This is a genomic window from Flavobacterium sp. S87F.05.LMB.W.Kidney.N (assembly GCF_004366435.1).
In the GTDB taxonomy this organism is placed as follows: domain Bacteria; phylum Bacteroidota; class Bacteroidia; order Flavobacteriales; family Flavobacteriaceae; genus Flavobacterium.
In genome coordinates this window covers 372,318-392,232 of the sequence record NZ_SODX01000005.1, presented here as the reverse complement: position 1 = coordinate 392,232, position 19,915 = coordinate 372,318, and the positions used below count along the sequence as shown (strand labels likewise).

At 34.0% G+C, this 19,915-nt stretch carries 13 protein-coding genes; 9 read left to right on the top strand and 4 right to left on the bottom strand.

Annotated features, from left to right (window positions below; all coding sequences use genetic code 11):
• Position 1: 1 nt before the first annotated feature.
• The 4 genes from EDB96_RS17000 to EDB96_RS16985 all read left to right on the top strand — a co-directional run bounded on the left by EDB96_RS17000 (position 2) and on the right by EDB96_RS16985 (position 5,164).
• The gene (locus EDB96_RS17000) at positions 2–256 is read left to right on the top strand and encodes an acyl carrier protein (RefSeq protein WP_057116032.1); all 255 of its coding nucleotides are present in this window, start codon (positions 2–4) and stop codon (positions 254–256) included.
• Complete coding sequence (locus EDB96_RS16995) at positions 253–789, top strand: 4'-phosphopantetheinyl transferase superfamily protein (protein WP_057116033.1); 537 nt, start codon at positions 253–255, stop codon at positions 787–789. The genes EDB96_RS17000 and EDB96_RS16995 overlap by 4 nt, the downstream gene beginning before the upstream one ends.
• A 1,035-nt stretch (positions 790–1,824) precedes the next feature.
• The gene (locus EDB96_RS16990; RefSeq protein WP_057116035.1) at positions 1,825–3,618 is read left to right on the top strand and encodes a T9SS type A sorting domain-containing protein; all 1,794 of its coding nucleotides are present in this window, start codon (positions 1,825–1,827) and stop codon (positions 3,616–3,618) included.
• 52 nt (positions 3,619–3,670) lie between these two features.
• Positions 3,671–5,164 (top strand): hypothetical protein, encoded by a 1,494-nt coding sequence (locus tag EDB96_RS16985; protein ID WP_134142143.1) that lies wholly within the window; start codon positions 3,671–3,673, stop codon positions 5,162–5,164.
• Positions 5,165–5,305: 141 nt separating this feature from the next.
• Here the strand turns inward: EDB96_RS16985 and mnmE are convergent, their stop codons facing one another.
• Positions 5,306–6,706, bottom strand: a complete 1,401-nt coding sequence (gene mnmE, locus EDB96_RS16980; RefSeq protein ID WP_134142142.1) for a tRNA uridine-5-carboxymethylaminomethyl(34) synthesis GTPase MnmE — start codon at positions 6,704–6,706, stop codon at positions 5,306–5,308.
• Between the two features lie 169 nt (positions 6,707–6,875).
• On the opposite strand from mnmE, the gene EDB96_RS16975 reads away from it, so the two are divergent.
• Together EDB96_RS16975 and EDB96_RS16970 are read left to right on the top strand one after the other, a co-directional pair.
• A complete protein-coding gene (locus tag EDB96_RS16975; RefSeq protein ID WP_134142140.1) occupies positions 6,876–7,709 on the top strand; it encodes a universal stress protein in 834 nt (277 codons plus the stop codon).
• Positions 7,710–7,770: 61 nt separating this feature from the next.
• A complete protein-coding gene (locus tag EDB96_RS16970) occupies positions 7,771–9,543 on the top strand; it encodes a MutS-related protein (RefSeq protein ID WP_134142139.1) in 1,773 nt (590 codons plus the stop codon).
• 327 nt (positions 9,544–9,870) lie between these two features.
• Here the strand turns inward: EDB96_RS16970 and EDB96_RS16965 are convergent, their stop codons facing one another.
• The 3 genes from EDB96_RS16965 to EDB96_RS16955 form a co-directional block, all read right to left on the bottom strand.
• Positions 9,871–11,475, bottom strand: a complete 1,605-nt coding sequence (locus EDB96_RS16965) for a Na+/H+ antiporter (RefSeq protein WP_057116040.1) — start codon at positions 11,473–11,475, stop codon at positions 9,871–9,873.
• A gap of 429 nt (positions 11,476–11,904) precedes the next feature.
• Complete coding sequence (locus EDB96_RS16960; protein WP_134142138.1) at positions 11,905–13,599, bottom strand: ribonucleoside-diphosphate reductase subunit alpha; 1,695 nt, start codon at positions 13,597–13,599, stop codon at positions 11,905–11,907.
• 18 nt (positions 13,600–13,617) lie between these two features.
• The gene (locus tag EDB96_RS16955) at positions 13,618–14,592 is read right to left on the bottom strand and encodes a ribonucleotide-diphosphate reductase subunit beta (protein ID WP_057116042.1); all 975 of its coding nucleotides are present in this window, start codon (positions 14,590–14,592) and stop codon (positions 13,618–13,620) included.
• Between the two features lie 822 nt (positions 14,593–15,414).
• Between EDB96_RS16955 and EDB96_RS16950 the strand changes: the two genes are divergently transcribed.
• From EDB96_RS16950 to EDB96_RS16940, 3 genes are all read left to right on the top strand, one after another.
• Complete coding sequence (locus tag EDB96_RS16950; RefSeq protein ID WP_134142136.1) at positions 15,415–16,911, top strand: ankyrin repeat domain-containing protein; 1,497 nt, start codon at positions 15,415–15,417, stop codon at positions 16,909–16,911.
• 48 nt (positions 16,912–16,959) lie between these two features.
• A complete protein-coding gene (locus tag EDB96_RS16945; RefSeq protein WP_134142134.1) occupies positions 16,960–17,442 on the top strand; it encodes a DUF2271 domain-containing protein in 483 nt (160 codons plus the stop codon).
• 132 nt (positions 17,443–17,574) lie between these two features.
• On the top strand, positions 17,575–19,758 hold the full coding sequence (locus EDB96_RS16940; protein ID WP_134142133.1) for a PepSY domain-containing protein: 2,184 nt from the start codon (positions 17,575–17,577) through the stop codon (positions 19,756–19,758).
• Positions 19,759–19,915: the final 157 nt, after the last annotated feature.

Sequence of the window (19,915 nt, the reverse complement as noted above, 5' to 3'; positions counted from 1 at the left end):
TATGAACAAAGAAGAACTTATCGCCAAACTAAAAGTAATTATAAAGCCTTATACCACAAATACAGAAGCATACGATAACCTAACTGAAAATACTGACTTCATTAATGATTTGAGTATCAATTCGGCTAATCTGGTTGACATCGTTCTTGATATTGAAGAAGCTTTTGATGTTGTTATTGATAACACCGATATGGAGCGAATGCTGGATGTTAAAACTGCGGTAGAAATCATAGAAACCAAACTGGCAGAAAAATGATTGGCAATGATGTAATAGATATTTTGCAATCCCGTAAGGAAAGCAATTGGCGGCGCAAGGGTTATGTAGAAAAAATTTTTACTCCCGAAGAACAGTTGCTAATTGCAGATTCTTTAGATCCGGAAAGCATGATTTGGATACTTTGGAGCATGAAAGAAGCTGCTTATAAAGTCTATAATCGCAAAACAAAAATAAGGGAATATATTCCTAAAAAACTTTCCTGCTTTATAGAATCACAAAACCATAATTTTATAAGAGGAAAAGTTACTTGTTCTGAAAATACATACTACACTAAAACATTTCTTTCGAAAGACTACATTCATACTATTGCAGCCTGCGTTTTAGATAACCTCAACCGTGTGATAGAGATTGAAAAGAAATCAATTTTTAAAGACAGAAATAATATTCCTTATTTTGTTTCTTTAGAAAATAGGTTTCAGGATGTCTCAGTAAGCCATCACGGCCGATTTGAAAAAGTGATAACTATAAATATTCATAAGCAAGAGAGTAATCTCTTCAATAAAGCCTATTGATTTTGAATTTCGTTTGTTTCTTTTTTTCAGAATTCGTAAAATAAATTAGCTGTTTTGTACATCTTCTTTTCTAAAAAATAGTACGTAAAAACCAGTGACATTGAACACCAGTTTTCAAAGTGCAAATCCGTTGTTGAAATTTATTTCAAAAAAGTACTTTTTTCATTTTTTGATTTATGTGCATATATAAATCAACAATTATCCCTTATTTACCCTTTGCTTCTCAGGATTCGCCATGCAGTTCCACCTCTGTGCAATTAATATTATAACGGCTAAGAACTCATCTATCGTTTTGTTCCCAATACTATCAAACCTTGTCTGAACTGATAGTTGTAATGTTATAAGGATAGAACTATTACTAAGCTCTTCTACCATTATCTCTACCAGATAATTTTGTTGCTATTGTCGATCGCATGTAGTCCAAAATCAACATTACTCTAACATTCTGACTCTTTATTTAGTCAATTCTTTTAAGTACGTTTCATCTACTTTTTCAATTTTTAATTTTACGAGGAGGCTGATAGATTCAGATGGTCACCCTTGTTTTTAACAATTTTAAGAAGGCTTTTTCTAAATTATTTCTTGTAAGAAAAGATTTAGTTAAACATTAAACAATGCAGCTACACGTAAGAATTATTTTAGTAAGTTTGGTTATAATGCGTTATACGCAATACAGGACATATAAAGAATAATGGTCTCAAAGAGATGTACATTTTCAATTTATATCCTGTTTTTTTTTGATTTAGCCCCCCAATCAATTATGAAACTTAGAAACTACAAAATTTACTCCGTCCTATTTTTTTCGCTATGTTCTAACGGCTTTTCCCAAAACGGCGGCCCACCTCCTCCAGGTCTTCCCGATGAAGAACCTGTATTACCAATCAATCAGGGAGCCAATATTTTGTTGTTTGCCGGTGTTGTGCTAGGCGCATATGTAATAAGCAACAGAAATAAATTATAATTCAAAATCACTAAGATCTACAGACTTTTGGAGTTCCAAAGATCATATCACGTTATTGCATTATTAATAAAATTATGAAAAAAACTTTATTACTGTTATTAGTTTTTACAACAGCGAAATCAATTGGTCAGATTTACTTTAGTTCCAATACTGGTATGTATGTGAAAAATGAAATCCTATATGTAGGACAGGATATAAATCTGTCGGCGAATTCAAATTTGTACTTGCGGAATCAAGCACAGCTTCTTCAAGGTTCAAGTGGGAGCTTCGCCAATTCTGGTCTCGGGACTTTGTCTGTTTTTCAGGAAGGGACAGGTGACAATTTTGACTACAACTACTGGTGCTCTCCAGTCGGAAATCCCTCGGGAGCCGCTGGCAATTCAAATTTTGGCATAACTATGCTCAGCCGTCCTACTGGTCCAACGCTCTCTATCGCTGCCGTTATACTGCCGGCAGGAAATTATAATGGTACTTCTAATCCTTTGTCAATTGCTTCGTCATGGATCTACAAACTGGTCAATGCTAACAATTATTCACAATGGGTATTTGTGGGAGGTGCCTCCGATCTTCTACCAGGTCAAGGTTTTACTATGAAAGGAACCAGCGGCACAGATCCTGTAGATCCTGCACAAATGGGAACAGCAAACAATCCAGGAAGTGCGCAACGCTATGATTTTAGAGGAAGACCAAATAATGGAAATATTACAGTTACACTGGGAGCTGGCGCTGCAACTTTAACGGGAAATCCTTATCCGTCAGCACTTCATCTAAATGCTTTTTTATTAGATGGTACCAATGCCACAATTACTGGAGGTATTGCCTATTTCTGGGAACAGGATAAATCCGTAAATTCTCATTATCTAAGTGATTATCGCGGCGGTTATGGAGCATATGCACCAGTAAACCTCACTTCAAACGGCATCTATACACCTCCTGCTTTTAATTCCTACAACCAAGATGGGTCTTTAAATACTGGTGCACCCGCGTCAGGAACAGGAACTCCAATTATTCGAAGGTATGCGCCTGTCGGACAAGGATTTTTACTTAATGGTACTGCAAATGGAACCGCCACTTTTAAAAATTCTCATCGTATTTTCATGAAAGAAGCCGCTGGTGGATCACAATTTGAAAAACACGCTGCGCAACTGGAAGAAACTCAGGAAGAACTTCCTTCTGCAATTTCTCACTTTAAACTAAATGCCATAATTAATGATCAATTTACACGTCAGCTTGCACTTGCTTTTACGCAGGAAGCAACTGACCAAGTCGATATTGGAATCGATGCCATAAATATGACCGCAAATCTTCCGAATGATGTAGCCTTCTGGCTTCAGGACGCCGGCTACATAATCCAAGGTATCAATTTTGATACGTCAAAAAGAATTTCTTTAATTGTTAAGGCAGCTGTCAATTCTACCTTTAAATTTTACATTCCCGAAATTGTCAATTTTGACGCTGCACAACCTGTTTACCTTTATGATGCGGCAGATGATTCTTATCATGATCTTAAAACTGCACCATATCTCGCCTCGGTAACAGCTGGAACTTACACAGAGCGTTTTAAAATCACTTTTACTGCTCAGACTCTAGGCGTTGATCCAGCGGAAGACATGAAAAACTTTTTTATTTTTCAGGATAATGCAAAAGGTATTTTAAGAGCGTCAAATCCAAATCATTTACCACTGCAGTCTTATACCCTTTATGATATAGCAGGCAAAACAGTGAGCTTTCAAAAAAATTTGACAACTCAACAAGACTACCATTTTTCAACCAGCGGCTTGAGTGATGGTGTTTACATCGTGGTGTTTTTAACTAAAGATGGTCAAAAAATAACCCAAAAAATCGTTATCTCCACCTCTAGAAAATAATTTTTTAACTACAAACTATAAACCTTTCCTACTTAACTTAATATACCACATTATGGCAAGAAAATCTACACTTCAATCTTATAAAAATATGTTGCTGCTTTGCTGCATTCTAATTGCATCTGTGGCAACAGCACAAATAGGGATTGGAACTACTTCACCCGATCCCAGTTCGATATTGGACATTACATCTACCACTCAGGGACTTCTAGCTCCGAGAATGACTACCACGCAGCGAAATGCAATTGCAGCGCCTACTGATGGTTTATTGGTATACGACACAACTTTAAAACTTTTTTATTATTATTCAACCGGCACTGCCACATGGAATCCGCTTAACAGTACTTCAAGCGGCAGATTGAATTTTAAACGCATAAAATCCACAGATGTTCTGGCAACAGTTTTGGCCTCTGAAAAGGCTGCTGGAGGCGGTTCGAAATACCTAATGAATACCAATACTTTATATGAAATAAACGGGCAAGTAAATTTTGATCTTCCAATTGACATTAATAACGCTTACATTACGGGTCAAGATGCCAATGAGGATATTATTTCCTCAACAGCACCAGTTATTTTTCAAGGGGCTACTGGCGGCAGCATACGCTTTCTTACCTTAAAAGGAATAAAAGCCTTCGAAATAAACGGACCTGGAATAGCCACTTCATCCTCATTCTTAATTCAAAATGTAATTGTAGACGGAATGACAGGAAGTGTCGGAAATATAGGCGGACTGGGCTTGGTTTTTGGTAACATTGTACAGTTTATAAATAATGCCAACGGTATTAGATATTACAATATCGGCAACTTACTGCTTAACAGCCAGGCATGGCTAAGTTCCAATAATGGTGTTTTTGAAACTTTTACTGACAGCTTCGGGCTCATCCAAAAAAACAGCGGTTTCAGCACCACTTCTACAGGAGATACAGCACTAGACGTCAGCAGTTCAACTCTCGCAGTTGGAACGGGTATTTTACTGGGTACCGTTTTTTCCGGTACAGCTGGTACATATGTACTGGGTTATGCACCAGCGGCAACTTATCCGGGTTATAATTTCAGCACTGCATGGACTGTAGATTCACCAGGAATTCCAAGAGAAGGCGACAGTGATGCTACTGGAGATATCAATCTTGTCGCCGCCATAGGGACAGGAGCCACTACAACATTTACCACCAACGGAGCAAAAGTAAAAATCGCCGGTACTACGACTTCTAATAATCTGTTTCGTTTTACCAAGGATGGGAATAACAGAATCGTTTACAAAGGCAATAAACCCAGATACTTCCAAGTCGCTGCATCTGTTTCCTACCAAGGAACTGCTTCAGATATGACCTTGGTCCTTTATCTGGCTAAAAATGGTACAGTGCTAACTGACACTAAGGTTTACGGGAGGCCTGCATCTGGATTTTTCACCTCGGCTTCGGGTATTCTTGCCCTGCCAATCATGGGCACCATTCAGTTGAAAAAAGACGATTATATTGAAATTTTTGGAGAGCGTTATGACGGAACCGGTAATATTTCGGTTGTCTCTCTAAACTTAACAGCCAGATAAAAATTTGATAAACATACCATTATAAAATAATGCCTCATTTTGTAAATGAGGCATTTTTAATCAGTAAGAATTGATAATAGATTTATCTCAACTATATTTTATTTGCTGCTTCCCATGATGGGGTTTCACTTTCCTGACTGTCTACTTACCAATGCAAAAGTTAGCAAAGATATTCCCCAGTAATTCATCATTTGAAACTTGACCTGTAATCAGCCCGAATTGATATAAAGCTTCACGAATATCAAGCGCCATAAGATCGCTTGAAAGACCAGATTCTAATCCGAATTTTACTTTTTGAATCTCATCTAACGCTTTTAATAACGAATCATAATGCCTTGTATTAGTAACAATTGTTTCGTTATTTCGAAGTGCTCCTGTATTTACAAAAGAAAGTAATTCATTCTTTAAATCCTCTACCCCAATTTTTTCTTTAGCTGAAATTAAAAGAAGTTTTGCATTTAGATTTTCAAGTTTAGTTGTAATGTTTTGAACTTCTTCTTCAGATAAAATATCTTTTTTATTAACTACAATAAGCAAAGGTTTTAATGGATATTTATTCTTGATTTGTTCAATTTCTGAAACAAAATCAGAACTTGAAGTTTGGAATTTTAATCCATCAAACAAATAAATTACCACCTGAGCCTGCTCTATTTTCTCGAAAGTTTTTTTGATTCCGATGCTTTCTACAACATCTTTGGTATCGCGTATTCCAGCAGTATCAATAAATCTAAATCCGATACCGCCAATTACCAATTCATCTTCAATTGTGTCACGAGTTGTTCCTGCAATGTCCGAAACAATCGCTCTTTCTTCATTCAGTAAAGCATTCAATAAAGTCGATTTTCCAACATTCGGCTCGCCGACAATAGCAACTGGAATTCCGTTTTTAATTACGTTCCCAACTGCAAATGAATCAATTAAGCGCTTTAAAACAAATTCAATTCGGTTTAACAATTCATGAAACTGCGTTCTATCAGCAAACTCCACATCTTCTTCAGCGAAGTCTAATTCTAATTCAATTAAGGAAGCAAAATTCAAAAGTTCTTCACGAAGTTTTGCAATTTCATTACTAAATCCCCCGCGCATTTGCTGCATGGCAATTTGGTGAGAAGCTTCATTATCAGAAGAAATTAAATCGGCAACTGCTTCTGCTTGTGACAAATCTAGTTTTCCGTTTAAAAAAGCACGAAGTGTAAACTCCCCTGCATCGGCCATTCTACAGCCATTTCGAAGTAATAACTGAATAATCTGCTGTTGAATATAAGTTGAGCCGTGACAAGAAATCTCAATTGTATCTTCTCCTGTATAGGAATTCGGACCTTTAAATACCGAAACTAAAACTTCATCTAGCGTTTTACTTCCGTCTACAATATGTCCTAAATGCAGTGTATGTGTTTTTTGTTTGGTTAAATCTTTATTTTTAATTGATTTAAAAACTGAATTACCTATCGTAATAGCCTCAGCTCCCGAAATTCGAATTATGGCGATAGCCCCAGCTCCAGAAGGTGTAGCCAAAGCAACTATAGAATCTTGATTTATCATGCTGCAAAGGTATAAAAAAAGGCAGAATGTATCTTAATTTCTATTTCAGCCTCAAATCACCAAATTAAGAATTATTAACAAATCATTAAGTGTTAAAATACTGATAATTATCAGGTTGTTTTACTCCGAGAATGAGTAAATTTGAGAGACAAACCATAATCCTAATAAAATGAAAAAGATACTATTCCCTACCGATTTCTCTGATGCTGCAACAAATGCATTTGTCCATGCTTTAGAATTTGCTAAAATTGTAAAAGCCGAATTAATCTTGCTTCATACATTTGAGATTCCAGTTTACGACAGCCAATTTTTTCCAGAGAATTACGCTTCTATATATAGTTCGATCGAGTTAGCCAAATTTGAAATGTTCAAAGATGAAATTCCAAAATTAAGAGCTATCGCTGCCGAACGTAAATTAGATGATATTGTGATGAGACACCGTTTAATGGACGGCGATCTTATATACAACCTTAAAAATGCGGTTAAAGAAGACAACGTAGATTTTGTAATAATGGGAACAAACAGCGTTTCTGATTGGACTAAATTTTTTACTGGATCTAATACCGAATCAGTAATTTCGGGAGTTGAGGTTCCTGTATTGTGCGTTCCAGTTGAGGCAAAATTCAAGAAAATAAAAACTATTGGTTTTACCACTCGCTACCGTGAAAAAGATAAAAAAGAACTTAAAAAAATCTTGAAAATAGCGAAGAAAACAGATGCTAAAGTGAAAAGTTTATATGTAAAAACTTCCAATTCAGACGTGGCAGATACAACTATAAAAGAATGGGAAAACGAATTTGCCAATGACAATGTTGAATTTTTAGTATTGCCAAGTGATGAGGTTAAAGAAACAATTATAGATTTTATTCTTTATAAAGACATTGATATCTTGACCACTATCACACATAAAAGATCTTTCTTTGAAAGTCTTTTCGATTCAAGTTTTAGTAAAAAAATATCAAAAGAAGTACCAATTCCTGTATTAGTTATGCACGAAGATTAATTCTAATATCTGATGATTTTGTCACTTAAAAGCTATATTTGTATTTCAGTAAATTATTCTAATGAAAGCATATCAGGACAAAGTCAGCACGTATTCAGAACTATATAATAAAACCAACAAAAAATATAACAGCATAAGCCTTTTGAGGTTATTGAGTATTTTTCTTTTATTGTTTTTTATGTTTTACTACATCAAAACAAACGAAATACTTTATGTGATTTTAGCTGTTCTGTCTTTTGCTGGTTTTATCATTTTAATGAGAATACATTCTCGTTTGTCTTTTCAAAAACTTTTGGCAGAAACACTCCTTAAAATCAATCAAAACGAAATTTCTTTTTTAAAAAGAGAAAAAACGCCTTTTGAAAATGGTGCTGAATTTATCGATTTTCATCATCCATATGCGTATGATTTAGATATTTTTGGAGAACATTCTTTGTTTCAAAACCTAAACAGAACGGCATCATATATCGGAAAAAAAACACTTGCCGATCTATTACTGCATACTCTTCCTGAAGCTGCAATTTTACAAAACCAAGAAGCTGTTAACGAACTAAAAAACAAAGTAGACTGGAGACAAGAGTTTCAGGCTTTAGCAATTATTAGTGAAGATTCTAAAGCATCTTATAAAGCAATAAAACATTGGATTTCTTTTAATAATAATACTTTACCTAAAGTTTTAGTTGCGCTTTCCATTATTCTTCCAACATTATTCTTTGGAGTTTTAGCAGCCTATTTTATCACTTCAAAAACTATTTTACTTTCATACCTGACTTACATTTTTATTGCCAATTTAATTGTTTTAGGAAGGTCATTAAAAAGGATTCAGGGAGAAATAGCAAAGGCAGATAATATTGATAAAATCATCAAACAGTATAGTTTATTGTTGGAAAAAATCGAAAAAGAATCTTTTCAATCTAAAAAATTAATCCACTTACAAGAACAGCTAGTTTATAAAAATGCCAAAGCAAGCCAGCATTTGAAACAGCTTTCAGAACTATTTTCAAGAATGGATACGATCAGTAATTTTGTTACTGCGATTCTTTTTAACGGAACATTCTTGTTCAACCTTCATGTTTTAAGAGCACTTTTAAAATGGAAAGAAAATTACGCTTCTGAAATCGATAATTGGATTTCTATCATTGGCGAAATGGAAGCTTTAAATAGTCTTGCCAATTTAGCTTACAACAATTCTGATTTTGTTTTCCCTGAAATTAATTCTGAATATAAAATTGAATTTAAAAATCTAAGTCATCCGTTATTAAATCCTGCTACACGAATTGGAAATGACACTAATTTTCACCCGCTTTCTTTCGTGATTTTGACTGGTTCTAATATGTCGGGAAAAAGTACCTTTTTAAGAAGCTTAGGGATTAATATGTTGCTTGGCGGAATAGGTTCAGTTGTTTGTGCTTCAGAAGCTAAAATACATCCACTTCCAGTATTAGTTTCAATGCGATTATCTGATTCTTTATCAGACAGCGAATCTTACTTTTTTGCTGAAATTAAACGTTTAAAACAGATCATGGATGCTCTTGAAAATCAGCCAGCTTTTGTTCTATTAGATGAGATTTTAAGAGGAACAAATTCGGATGACAAAAGAAACGGAACAATTGAAGTCGTAAAGAAAATAATTTCTAAAAAAGCCGTTGGCGCAATCGCTACACATGACATTGAAGTCTGCTTAACAACAAACGAATATCCTGAAATTTTAACCAATCAATGCTTTGAAGTCGAAATTCAAAATAACGAACTGCATTTCGATTATAAACTTAGAAACGGTATCTGTAAAAATAAAAGCGCTACTTTTTTAATGCAGAAGATGGGGGTTATTTAATTGTGAATGGTGAGTTGTTAATGGTGAATTGTTAATGGTGAGTTGTTAATGGTGAGTTGTTAATGGTGAGTTGTTAATGGTGAATTGTTAATGGTGAATTGTTAATGGTGAATTGTTAATGGTGAATTGTTAATGGTGAATTATTATGGTTAATGGTTGATAGTTGATAGTTGATGGTTAATGGTTGATGGTTGATGGTGAATTATTAATTGTTGATGGTAATAGTTAATGCTTGATGGTGAATTAAGAATTATTCTTTATATAAAGCTCATTCACAACTCACAACTCACAACTCACAATTCACAACTCACAATTAAAAATTAAAAATTAATTTTCCTCATACATTTCCATCCACAAACGGGTTTCTTCTAAATCAAGTTCTTTTTCAATTTTGCGAAAAATCTCTTCATTTACTAATCCTTTTTTGTGCATACTTTCTAGTTTATTGCGTTCAACGTTCAAAAGATCAATCTGAACTTTGGTAAACTCATTAAAAATTTGTCCACCCAATACTTTTCCATTTCCGAAAAAATTAGCCGGAAGTTCTGTCTTTTGGAGTCGGTTAAATTTAACTTCATACTTGCTTTTAATGTTATGGAGTAATTCATCGTCTAGTAAAGAAAAATTATCTTCGATATGTGCGATTGTCTCAGAAACTATTTTATTTCGGATTTCATATTCTTCTGCCAAAATAGAATAACGCTCGATTTTTAGTTTTTTAATTAGCCAAGGAAGTGTAAGCCCTTGAATAACCAAAGTGGATAGTATTACGCAAAAAACCAAGTAAATAATCAAATTACGAAGCGGGAATGCTTCTGTTTTATTCAACATTAAGGGAAGTGCCAAAGCAGCTGCCATGGAAACTACACCACGCATTCCAGACCATCCGAAAATGATCATATTTCGATAATCAAATTTTTCTTTTTCGCGGATCTTTTTACTTATTATTCTCGGAAGAATCGCAGCTGGAATAACCCATAAAAAACGAACCAAAATAACCACAATGCTGATAACAGCTCCCCAGATAAACAATGAATTTCCAGAGTAATTACTGATTCCTGCAATAATCTGCCTTAACTGAAGTCCGATTAAAATAAAAATCAAACCGTTTAGAATATTGTTTAGAACATCCCAAATTGTATTTGTCATAATTCGGCTTTCATGAGAAAATATGGTTCCCGATCTCGCAGCCAAAAAAAGACCTGTTGTTACGACAGCCAAAACTCCCGAACCTTCAAAATGTTCTGCAAGTAGATAAGAAGCAAATGGTGTCAATAATGTGAGCGTTACTTCGATAATATCATCACAAACAAATCTCTTATGAATATAATACATGATATAACCAACAGCTAAACCTATGGCTATGCCTAAAACCGACATTAAAACAAAATTTAATCCCGCCTGCCATAAAATAAAATTTCCTGCTGTAATCGCAGTAAGAGCATATTTGTACGCTACAAGACCACTTGCATCGTTTACTAAACTTTCTCCCTCTAGAATGGCAATTAATCGTGGATTTAATCCTAATCCTTTTGTAATAGCAGTTGCAGAAACCGCATCGGGAGGCGAAACAATAGCACCAAGTAAAAAGGCTAACGGCCAAGACATATCATTAATAAGCCAATGCGCAAAAACAGCAACTAATCCTGTAGTAAAAAACACCAAACCAACGGCGGCAAAAGTTATCGGACGTATGGATTGCTTAAAGTCTGACCAGCTGGTATGCCACGCGGCATGATACAAAAGAGGTGGAAGAAATACGATAAATACTATTTCTGGACTTAAAGCAATTACAGGAAGTCCTGGAACAACACTAATGACAACACCGCATAAAACCAAAACAATTGGAATCGGAAAATTATATCTTTTACTAACAAGGCTAAGAAAAGCCACGCCAAAGAGTAACATTATAATTACTGTGATATTTTCCATTATTTACTGCGGGTATTTATTGGTTTGGGATTATAATTTCTGGCACTAAATTAATATATTATGATAATTAAATTAAAATAACACTAAAAAAGAATTGTCAATTTCTTGACTTACATTAAACTCAGGAAATTTGAGCTGGTTGAAGTTTATGGTTTAGTTTTTTTTTAAACACATAGAGACCTAGTATTTTGATTTGTTTGTAAAGAATTAAAAAAGAACGCTTTTACACATAGCCTGCTAGGTTTATTAATACAAAGTAAAATGCCTTTTTTAGCGTTCTAAATCTAGCGGAGATGTCTCCTCTGTCGACATAACAAGCAGTACAGAAATAAAAAATCTATTAAATCTGCCCAAATCTTTGAAAATCTGCGTGAAACTATCAGCAACAATAAAAAAGCCGAATCTTATTTTAGATTCGGCTTTGTTTTTTTATGATTCGCAACTGCTGCAAGAGACAAGACTTGTTACTAATTCTTTAGAAACACTCTGGCTTCTTTGGTAGTATAAACTTTTAACTCCTTGCTGCCACGCTTCGATCATTAAACGGTTTACATCTTTAATTGCCAATTCTGCTGGAATATTAAGATTTAAACTTTGTCCCTGATCCACAAATTTCTGGCGGATTCCTGCCTGCTGTACAATTTCTAACTGACTGATTTCTTTAAATGTTTTAAAGACATCTTTTTCCTGCTGAGTCAACTGTTCCATATGCTGAACACTTCCGCCATTCAGCATAATTCCTCTCCAAACTTCTTCATTATCTAAACCTTTTTCTTCCAACAGTTTTTTAAGGTATTTATTTTTACGCATAAAATTACCTTTACTCAATCCTGCTTTATAATAGTTACTGCTAAAAGGCTCAATTCCTGGAGAAGTTTGTCCTAAAATTGCAGAAGAAGATGTTGTTGGTGCAATTGCCATTGTGGTTGTATTACGTCTTCCGTAACCTTTTAACAATTCCGGCTCTCCGTAAATTCTAGCTAATTCTTGACTTGCTTTATCTGCTTTATCGCTAATATGTTTAAAAATCTCTGTAGTTTTCATTTTAGCTTCCATTCCTTCAAACGGAATCATGTTTTTCTGTAAATAAGAATGCCATCCTAAAACGCCTAAACCTAAAGCACGGTGTCTTTTAGCAAATTTATTAGCTGCAGAAAGATAATAGTTTCCTTCAGTTTTTTCGATGAATTCCTGTAAAACAGCATCTAAGAAAAATATTGCCAGTTTTACCGCTTCAGTATCTTTCCATTCTTCATACAACTCTAAATTCATTGAAGAAAGACAGCAGATAAATGATTCATCATGAGTTGACGGAAGCATAATTTCGCTGCATAAATTACTGGCATTGATTCTTAAGTTTTGATCTTTATAAACTTGTGGTTTGTTTTTATTTACGTTGTCACTAAAAAAGATGTACGGCAATCCCTTTTGCTGACGGCTTTCTAAAACTTTCGCCCAAATTTGTCTTTTATCAGCATCACCATCAATCATTTCCTGCATCCAATAATCTGGAACACAGATTCCTGTAAACAGATTCTGAATTGGGTTTCCGATACTTTTAATTTTCAAAAACTCCTCGATATCCGGGTGGTCAATATCTAAATAAGCTGCAAATGCGCCACGACGAACTCCGCCTTGCGAAATTGTATCCATTGCAGTATCAAAAAGTTTCATAAAGCTTACGGCTCCACTACTCTTTCCGTTATCTGTTACGGCACTTCCGCGCTCGCGTAATTCACCAAAATAACCAGAAGTCCCGCCTCCGATTTTAGTCTGCATAATTACCTCGCCCAATTTATGGGTGATTCCTTCAATTTTATCTGGAACGTGTACATTAAAACAAGAAATTGGCAAACCTCTTTCTGTTCCCATATTTGCCCACACAGGCGAACTAATACTCATCCAGCCTCTTTCGATCATTTCAACAAAAGATTCTTTTAATTCTGGTTTGTAAAGTCTTTTAGCGGCAGCGGTACAAATTCGATCGATTGCACCTTCAACCGTTTCACCTTTTAAAAGGTATCCGCGATTTAAAATTTGCTCACTTTCAGAGTTCTTCCACCACATTTTACTATCGTTCTGTGATTCAAAATTATTTACTGGGTTTGTGTCTATCGTATTCATAAGTATTCTGGGCTTGTATTAGAAAAGATCGTTTGCGGTAATGCTTTTATCATGTTTCGTATATTCAACAGGACGTTTGGCAAAGAAATCGTCTAAACTGTTTGCAAAAACTTCTTCTTCAAACCAAGTCATTTTTGAATATTCGTCTGGAGAAACATTAAAGATCGTTTCAATATTTATTTGTTTTAAACTTTCATCAATTCTAAATTTCATGAAGTTCACTAAGTCTTCTTTATTAATAGTTTCGATCGCTCCGTCTTCAAAAATCCAATCTAAAATATCGGCTTCAACAGTTATAGATTCTTTAACTGTTTCTCTAATTAATTCTAATGTTTCAGCATCGAAATATTCAGGAAATTCTTCACGGATTTTATTAATAATATAAATTCCACCATTCGCATGAATTTGTTCGTCGATAGATGTCCAAGCAATAATGTTGCTCACATTTTTCATATAGCCTTTGAATCTTGTGAACGACAATAAAATTGCAAACTGACTGAACAAAGAAACATTTTCGATTAAAATACTGAATAAAATCAGCGAAACCATGTATTTTCTGTTGTCCTGAGATTTGGTATCCTTTAATACATTAGAAAGATAATCTACACGTCTGCGTACTACAGCAACATCTAAAAGTTTTTCGAATTCATCATTGTAACCTAAAACTTCTAACAAACGAGAATATGCTTCAGAATGTCTGAATTCACATTCTGCAAAAGTAGTTCCCAATCCGTTGAATTCTGGTTTTGGAAAATGCTCGTATATATTTCCCCAAAAGCTTTTTACAGCTACCTCGATCTGTGCAATAGCCAATAAACTATTTTTAATTGCTGTTTTTTCAGCCAGATTTAAATGAGCATGAAAATCTTGTGTGTCGGCAGTAAAATCTACTTCGGTGTGCACCCAGTAAGCTTTATTAATTGCTTCGGTAAATTGGAGAACCTCAGGATATTCAAAAGGTTTATAATTGATTCTTTTATCGAAAATTGACATATATATAGAATTTTAAGTGACTATTTTGAAATAAAAAATCGAGCGCTCTTTTGCAGGTGGTATCGGCGTGATTTTCTATAATTACAAATTTAGCCCACAGTTATCCTTTTGTCCAGTTTTAGATGTTAAAAATCTCTCCAATTATCAACAGTTTGAAAACTTCAAAAATTGGAGTTTCTGCGAATTTTATCAACAGGAAAATAATGTCTTGTAATTCTCAATGAACTAACTGTTTCCCTAAAATTAATAGTAAGTTATCAACATCTTAAAATGATATTTTTTGAGGTACAGAGCTAAGCAGTTATCAACAGTTGATTTGGAAAAAGATTAATTTTAAAATCAATTTCAAAATAAAAAAAAACTAGTTATTAATAATTATTCTAAATAATATTGTGTTACTAAAAAACATAACATTTTTTATAACAGATAATTAGACTAAAAAACACTTTTAAGATTGATGTGAAGTACATTCAAAAAAGACCAACAATTGCTTTTAACAGGAAAGATTGGTAAAAACATTATTCAAGGTAAATAAATTCAAAAAATATATAATTTTTATCTAAGAAATTACTCTGATCTTAATAGTTTCAAATATCAATTGTCTAAAGGATATTGTTTGAATATAAAAATTAAAATCAGCTTAAGACATTCTTAAAATTCCGAAATACTAGATTAAAAATCAGTTTTAACAACAAATTTGTATTGATTTAAAAATATTAATCTTTACATTTGCTTTATTTTTATTTATTCTAAATAGAGTAAAATACATATCTGAAAATAAATTTAATCTTGAATAATTCTATAACCATAAATTATCAAAACATGAAAAAGAATCTTTTCGCTTCTTTTGCATTTGCTGTTACGCTTTTTGTAAGTGCTCAGCAAAAAAATACTCTTTTAGAACAATCTTTTTGGAAAACTTCTCCAGATATCGAAACTGTTAAGGCCGAAATAGCAAAAGGAAATAATCCTTCAGAGGCAAATGCCAATGCTTTTGATGTTACAACGCTGGCAATTAATAATGATGCGCCTGTTGCAACTATTAAATTTTTAATTGAACAGCCAGGAAATTCGGTTACGAAATTAACGCACGATAATCGTATTTATTTGCATTGGGCGGCTTATCGAGGAAATACAGAATTAGTAGAATATCTTATTAATAAAGGTTCTGATGTAAATTTTGAAGACAGCCACGGAACTACTCCTGCAGATTTCGCAGCATCAAACGGGCAGTCGAGTCCTGCGATGTACGATGCATTTTTTAAGGCTGGAGTAAATCCGACAAAAAAATATATAAATGGAGCAAACCTTTTACTTCTGGCAATTGCGTCAGATAAAGATTTAAAAGCTGCAGAATATTTCGCAACTAAAGGAATGTCTCTTAAAGATGTTGATAATGACGGAAATACTGCTTTTACGTATGCTGCAAGATCTGGAAATATTCCGTTATTGAAAAAACTTTTAGAAAAAGGAATTAAACCAACAGAAACTGCGCTTTTAATTGCTGCACAGGGAAGCAGAAGAGAAACTAATACAATAGAAACGTACAAATATTTGGTTGAAGAAGTAAAAATAAAAGCAACTGCACAAAATAAAGCAGGACAAAATGTATTGCATATTTTAGCTGGAAAACCCAATCAAACTGAAATTATCAAATACTTTTTAGGAAAAGGTGTTGATGTTAATAAAGCTGATAAAGAAGGAAATACTCCAATTATGGCTGCAGCATCTGCAAGAGAAACTGCTGCTTTAGAACTTTTTCTTCCTAATGCAAAAAATATCAACGCTCAAAACGTAAAAGGAGAATCTGCTTTGACATATGCCGTAAGATCTGGAACTCCAGAAGCTGTAAGTCTGCTTTTAGCGAAAGGTGCAGATATTAATGTAAAAGACAAAGACGGCAATAATTTAGGAGTTTATTTAGTACAGTCTTATCGTCCTGCGGGAAAAGATAAAGATGCTCCTAAACAAGATCCTTTTGATGCAAAAGCAAAATTACTTCAGGATAAAGGATTAAATTTGGCTGCAGCGCAAAAAGACGGAAACACTTTGTATCATTTGGCAATTACTAAAAATGATGTTTCTCTCCTTAAAAAAATTACTGATTTAAAAGTAGATGTAAATGCTAAAAATAAAGATGGTTTAACGGCACTGCACAGAGCGGCTATGACTTCTAAAGATGATTCAATTTTAAAATATCTTGTTTCTGTTGGAGCCAAAAAAGACATCAATACAGAATTTGACGAGACAGCTTACGCTTTGGCAAAAGAAAATGATCTGCTTACAAAAAACAATATTTCGGTTGAATTCTTAAAGTAAATAGTTTTAAACTTCAAAAATAAAATTCCAAATTACAATTAAAAAAATATGAAATCTATATTTAAAATTGCTCTTACAAGCGCATTTGTTTTTTTACTTTCTCTTCAATCTAATGCACAGTCAAGCAAATACAAATGCATGCTGCAGATGAATAATTATATGGGAGAAGGTGCATATATTGTAGTTTCACTCGTTAATGGAAACGGCGAATACGAAAAAACACTTTATGTAATGGGCGATGATAAAAAGTGGTACAAATCATTAAAAGAATGGAACAAATTCCATACTCAAAAAAATGATGATATCAGTGCAAAAACAGGGGCATCTGTTACTGGCGGAGATCGCAGTGTGACAACAATAGAAATTGAAAATTCTAAAATTAACAAAGGCTACAAACTACGTTTTGAAACAGCTGTTGAAGATCAAAAGTATTATGTAAGCGATCTTGAAATTCCGCTTACAACAGAAGGTCTGGCTGCTAAAACAGATGGAAAAGGCTATATTAAATACGTAAGGTTAAGCAAAATTTAATATTCAGCATATTATTTTTTAACCTCTATAAGCATGAATTCTATTTTTTTCTGCTTAAAATTGAAATCTGAGCTTTGTCAAAGTTAAAAACTTTGACAAAGCTTTAAACATTTATTACTTTTAATACATTCAATGACTCTTTCTTTCTGGCGTTACGCACACTTGGCCCTGGCCTTATTTTCTTCTATATTTTTGTTTTTAGCCACGGTAACCGGAATTATTCTGGCGGTCGATGCAGTGCAGGAAAAAACTCTTCCGTACAAAACTGAAAATTTTAATGAAATAACTTTAGGAGAAACTCTTCCTATTCTAAAAAAAGCGTACCCAGAAATTACAGAATTAAGTGTCGATTACAATCAGTTTGTAACGCTTCAGGCAATTGATCAACACGGAAATGATGTTAATGCTTATGTTGATCCCAAAACTGGAAAAGCTTTAGGAACTCCTGTAAAAAAAAGCGAATTTATTCAATGGGTTACAAGCTTTCATCGTTCTTTGTTTCTTCATGAAGCAGGACGTTTTTTTGTCGGCATAATTTCTTTTTGTCTGCTGCTGATTTCGCTTTCGGGTTTTGTGCTTGTTTTAAAGAGACAGCGCGGTATTCGTAATTTCTTTTCCAAAGTAATTAAAGAATATTTTGCCCAATATTACCATGTTGTTTTGGGGCGATTGGCTTTAATTCCAATTCTAATTATTGCATTAACAGGAACCTATTTATCGTTGGAACGATTTAACTTTTTTATGGGCGAAGAAAAAGCAAAGCCTTTAAAAACTGAATTTTCGGAGAAAGACAAAACGGCTTCTATATTTAAAACTACTTTACTTTCTGATGTAAAAAAAATTGAGTTTCCTTTTACAGATGATCCTGAAGAATATTATGTCATTGAATTAAAAGATCGCGAGATCGAAGTTAATCAGGTTTCTGGTGCTGTTATTTCAGAAAAACTTTCGCCGGTAACCAAACAATTTGCTGCTTTGAGCCTTGATCTTCATACAGGTAGAATTAACGGAGTCTGGGCTGTAATCTTAGCAATAGCTTGCATCAATATTTTATTCTTTATTTATTCTGGTTTTGCGATTACTTTAAAAAGAAGATCAAGTCGAATTAAAAACAAATTCACAGCTCACGAAAGTGCTTTTATTCTCTTAGTTGGTTCTGAAAACGGAAGTTCTTTTAGATTTGCTAATGCTATTCTGAAACAATTAACCGATCAAGGCTACAAGGCTTTTATTACCGAACTGAATCGTTTTTCGGCATATCCAAAGGCAGAACATATAATTGTCTTTACTTCTACTCATGGTTTAGGTGATGCGCCTTCTAACGCAAAAAAATTCAAAGCTGTATTAGAAAAGCAAAATCAGGATCAGAAAATTAATTTTTCTGTCGTTGGTTTTGGCTCTAAAGCGTACCCAGATTTCTGTCAGTTTGCGATTGAAATCGATCAGCTTTTAGCCAATCAAAATTGGGCAGATCGTTATTTAGATTTACAAACCGTTAACGACAAATCGGCTGTTGAATTTGTAAACTGGATAAAATTATGGAGTGCTAAAACGGGAATTCCTTTGGCGACAACTCCTTCATTATACAATCACGTACCGAAAGGACTGCAGAAATTAATGGTTTTAGATAAGACGCCGATTTCTGATACCGAACATACTTTTATACTAACATTACGCGCTAATTCTAGGGCTAAATTTGTTTCTGGTGATTTACTGGCAATTTACCCTGCAAATGATTCTAGAGAACGCCTCTACTCTATTGGAAATCATTCTGGAAACATACAATTGGTTGTAAAACTGCATGAAAACGGATTAGGTTCTGGCTTTTTAAATAATTTGGAACCTGGAAATACGATAAAAGCTAGAATTCTTAAAAACCCTACTTTTCACCTTCCAAAAAAAGCACCAAAAGTGGCTCTCATCTCTAACGGAACTGGAATTGCTCCTTTCCTGGGAATGATTGAACAGAATAAAGCTAAGAAGGAAATACATTTGTACAGCGGTTTTAGAATGGTAACTCCAACGCTTTTGGCTTATAAAAAGTTTGCAAAAGTGATGATTCAAAAACAACATCTGGATCGCTTTCACGTAGCATTATCTCGTGAAGGAGCTAATATTTATGTGATTGATCTAATCCAAAAAGATGCTTCTTTTTTCATGAATTTATTGAAAGAAGGCGGTGTAATCATGATCTGTGGTTCGCTTGCCATGCAGAAAGATGTTGAAGCTGTTTTGAATGGATTGTGTCTGGAAAATGGAATTAAAAGTCTTTCTGAATACAAAGAAAATGGTCAATTATTAACGGATTGCTATTAGGATTAGATTTTAGATTGTAGATTGTAGATTGTAGATTGTAGATTTTGGATTTTGGATTTTGGATTTTGGATTTTAGACTGTAGTCCCGAAGCCTCGGGATAGATTATAGAATTTAGATCGCAATTATAAATGAATCCCAGAGGGATGACATATTTAT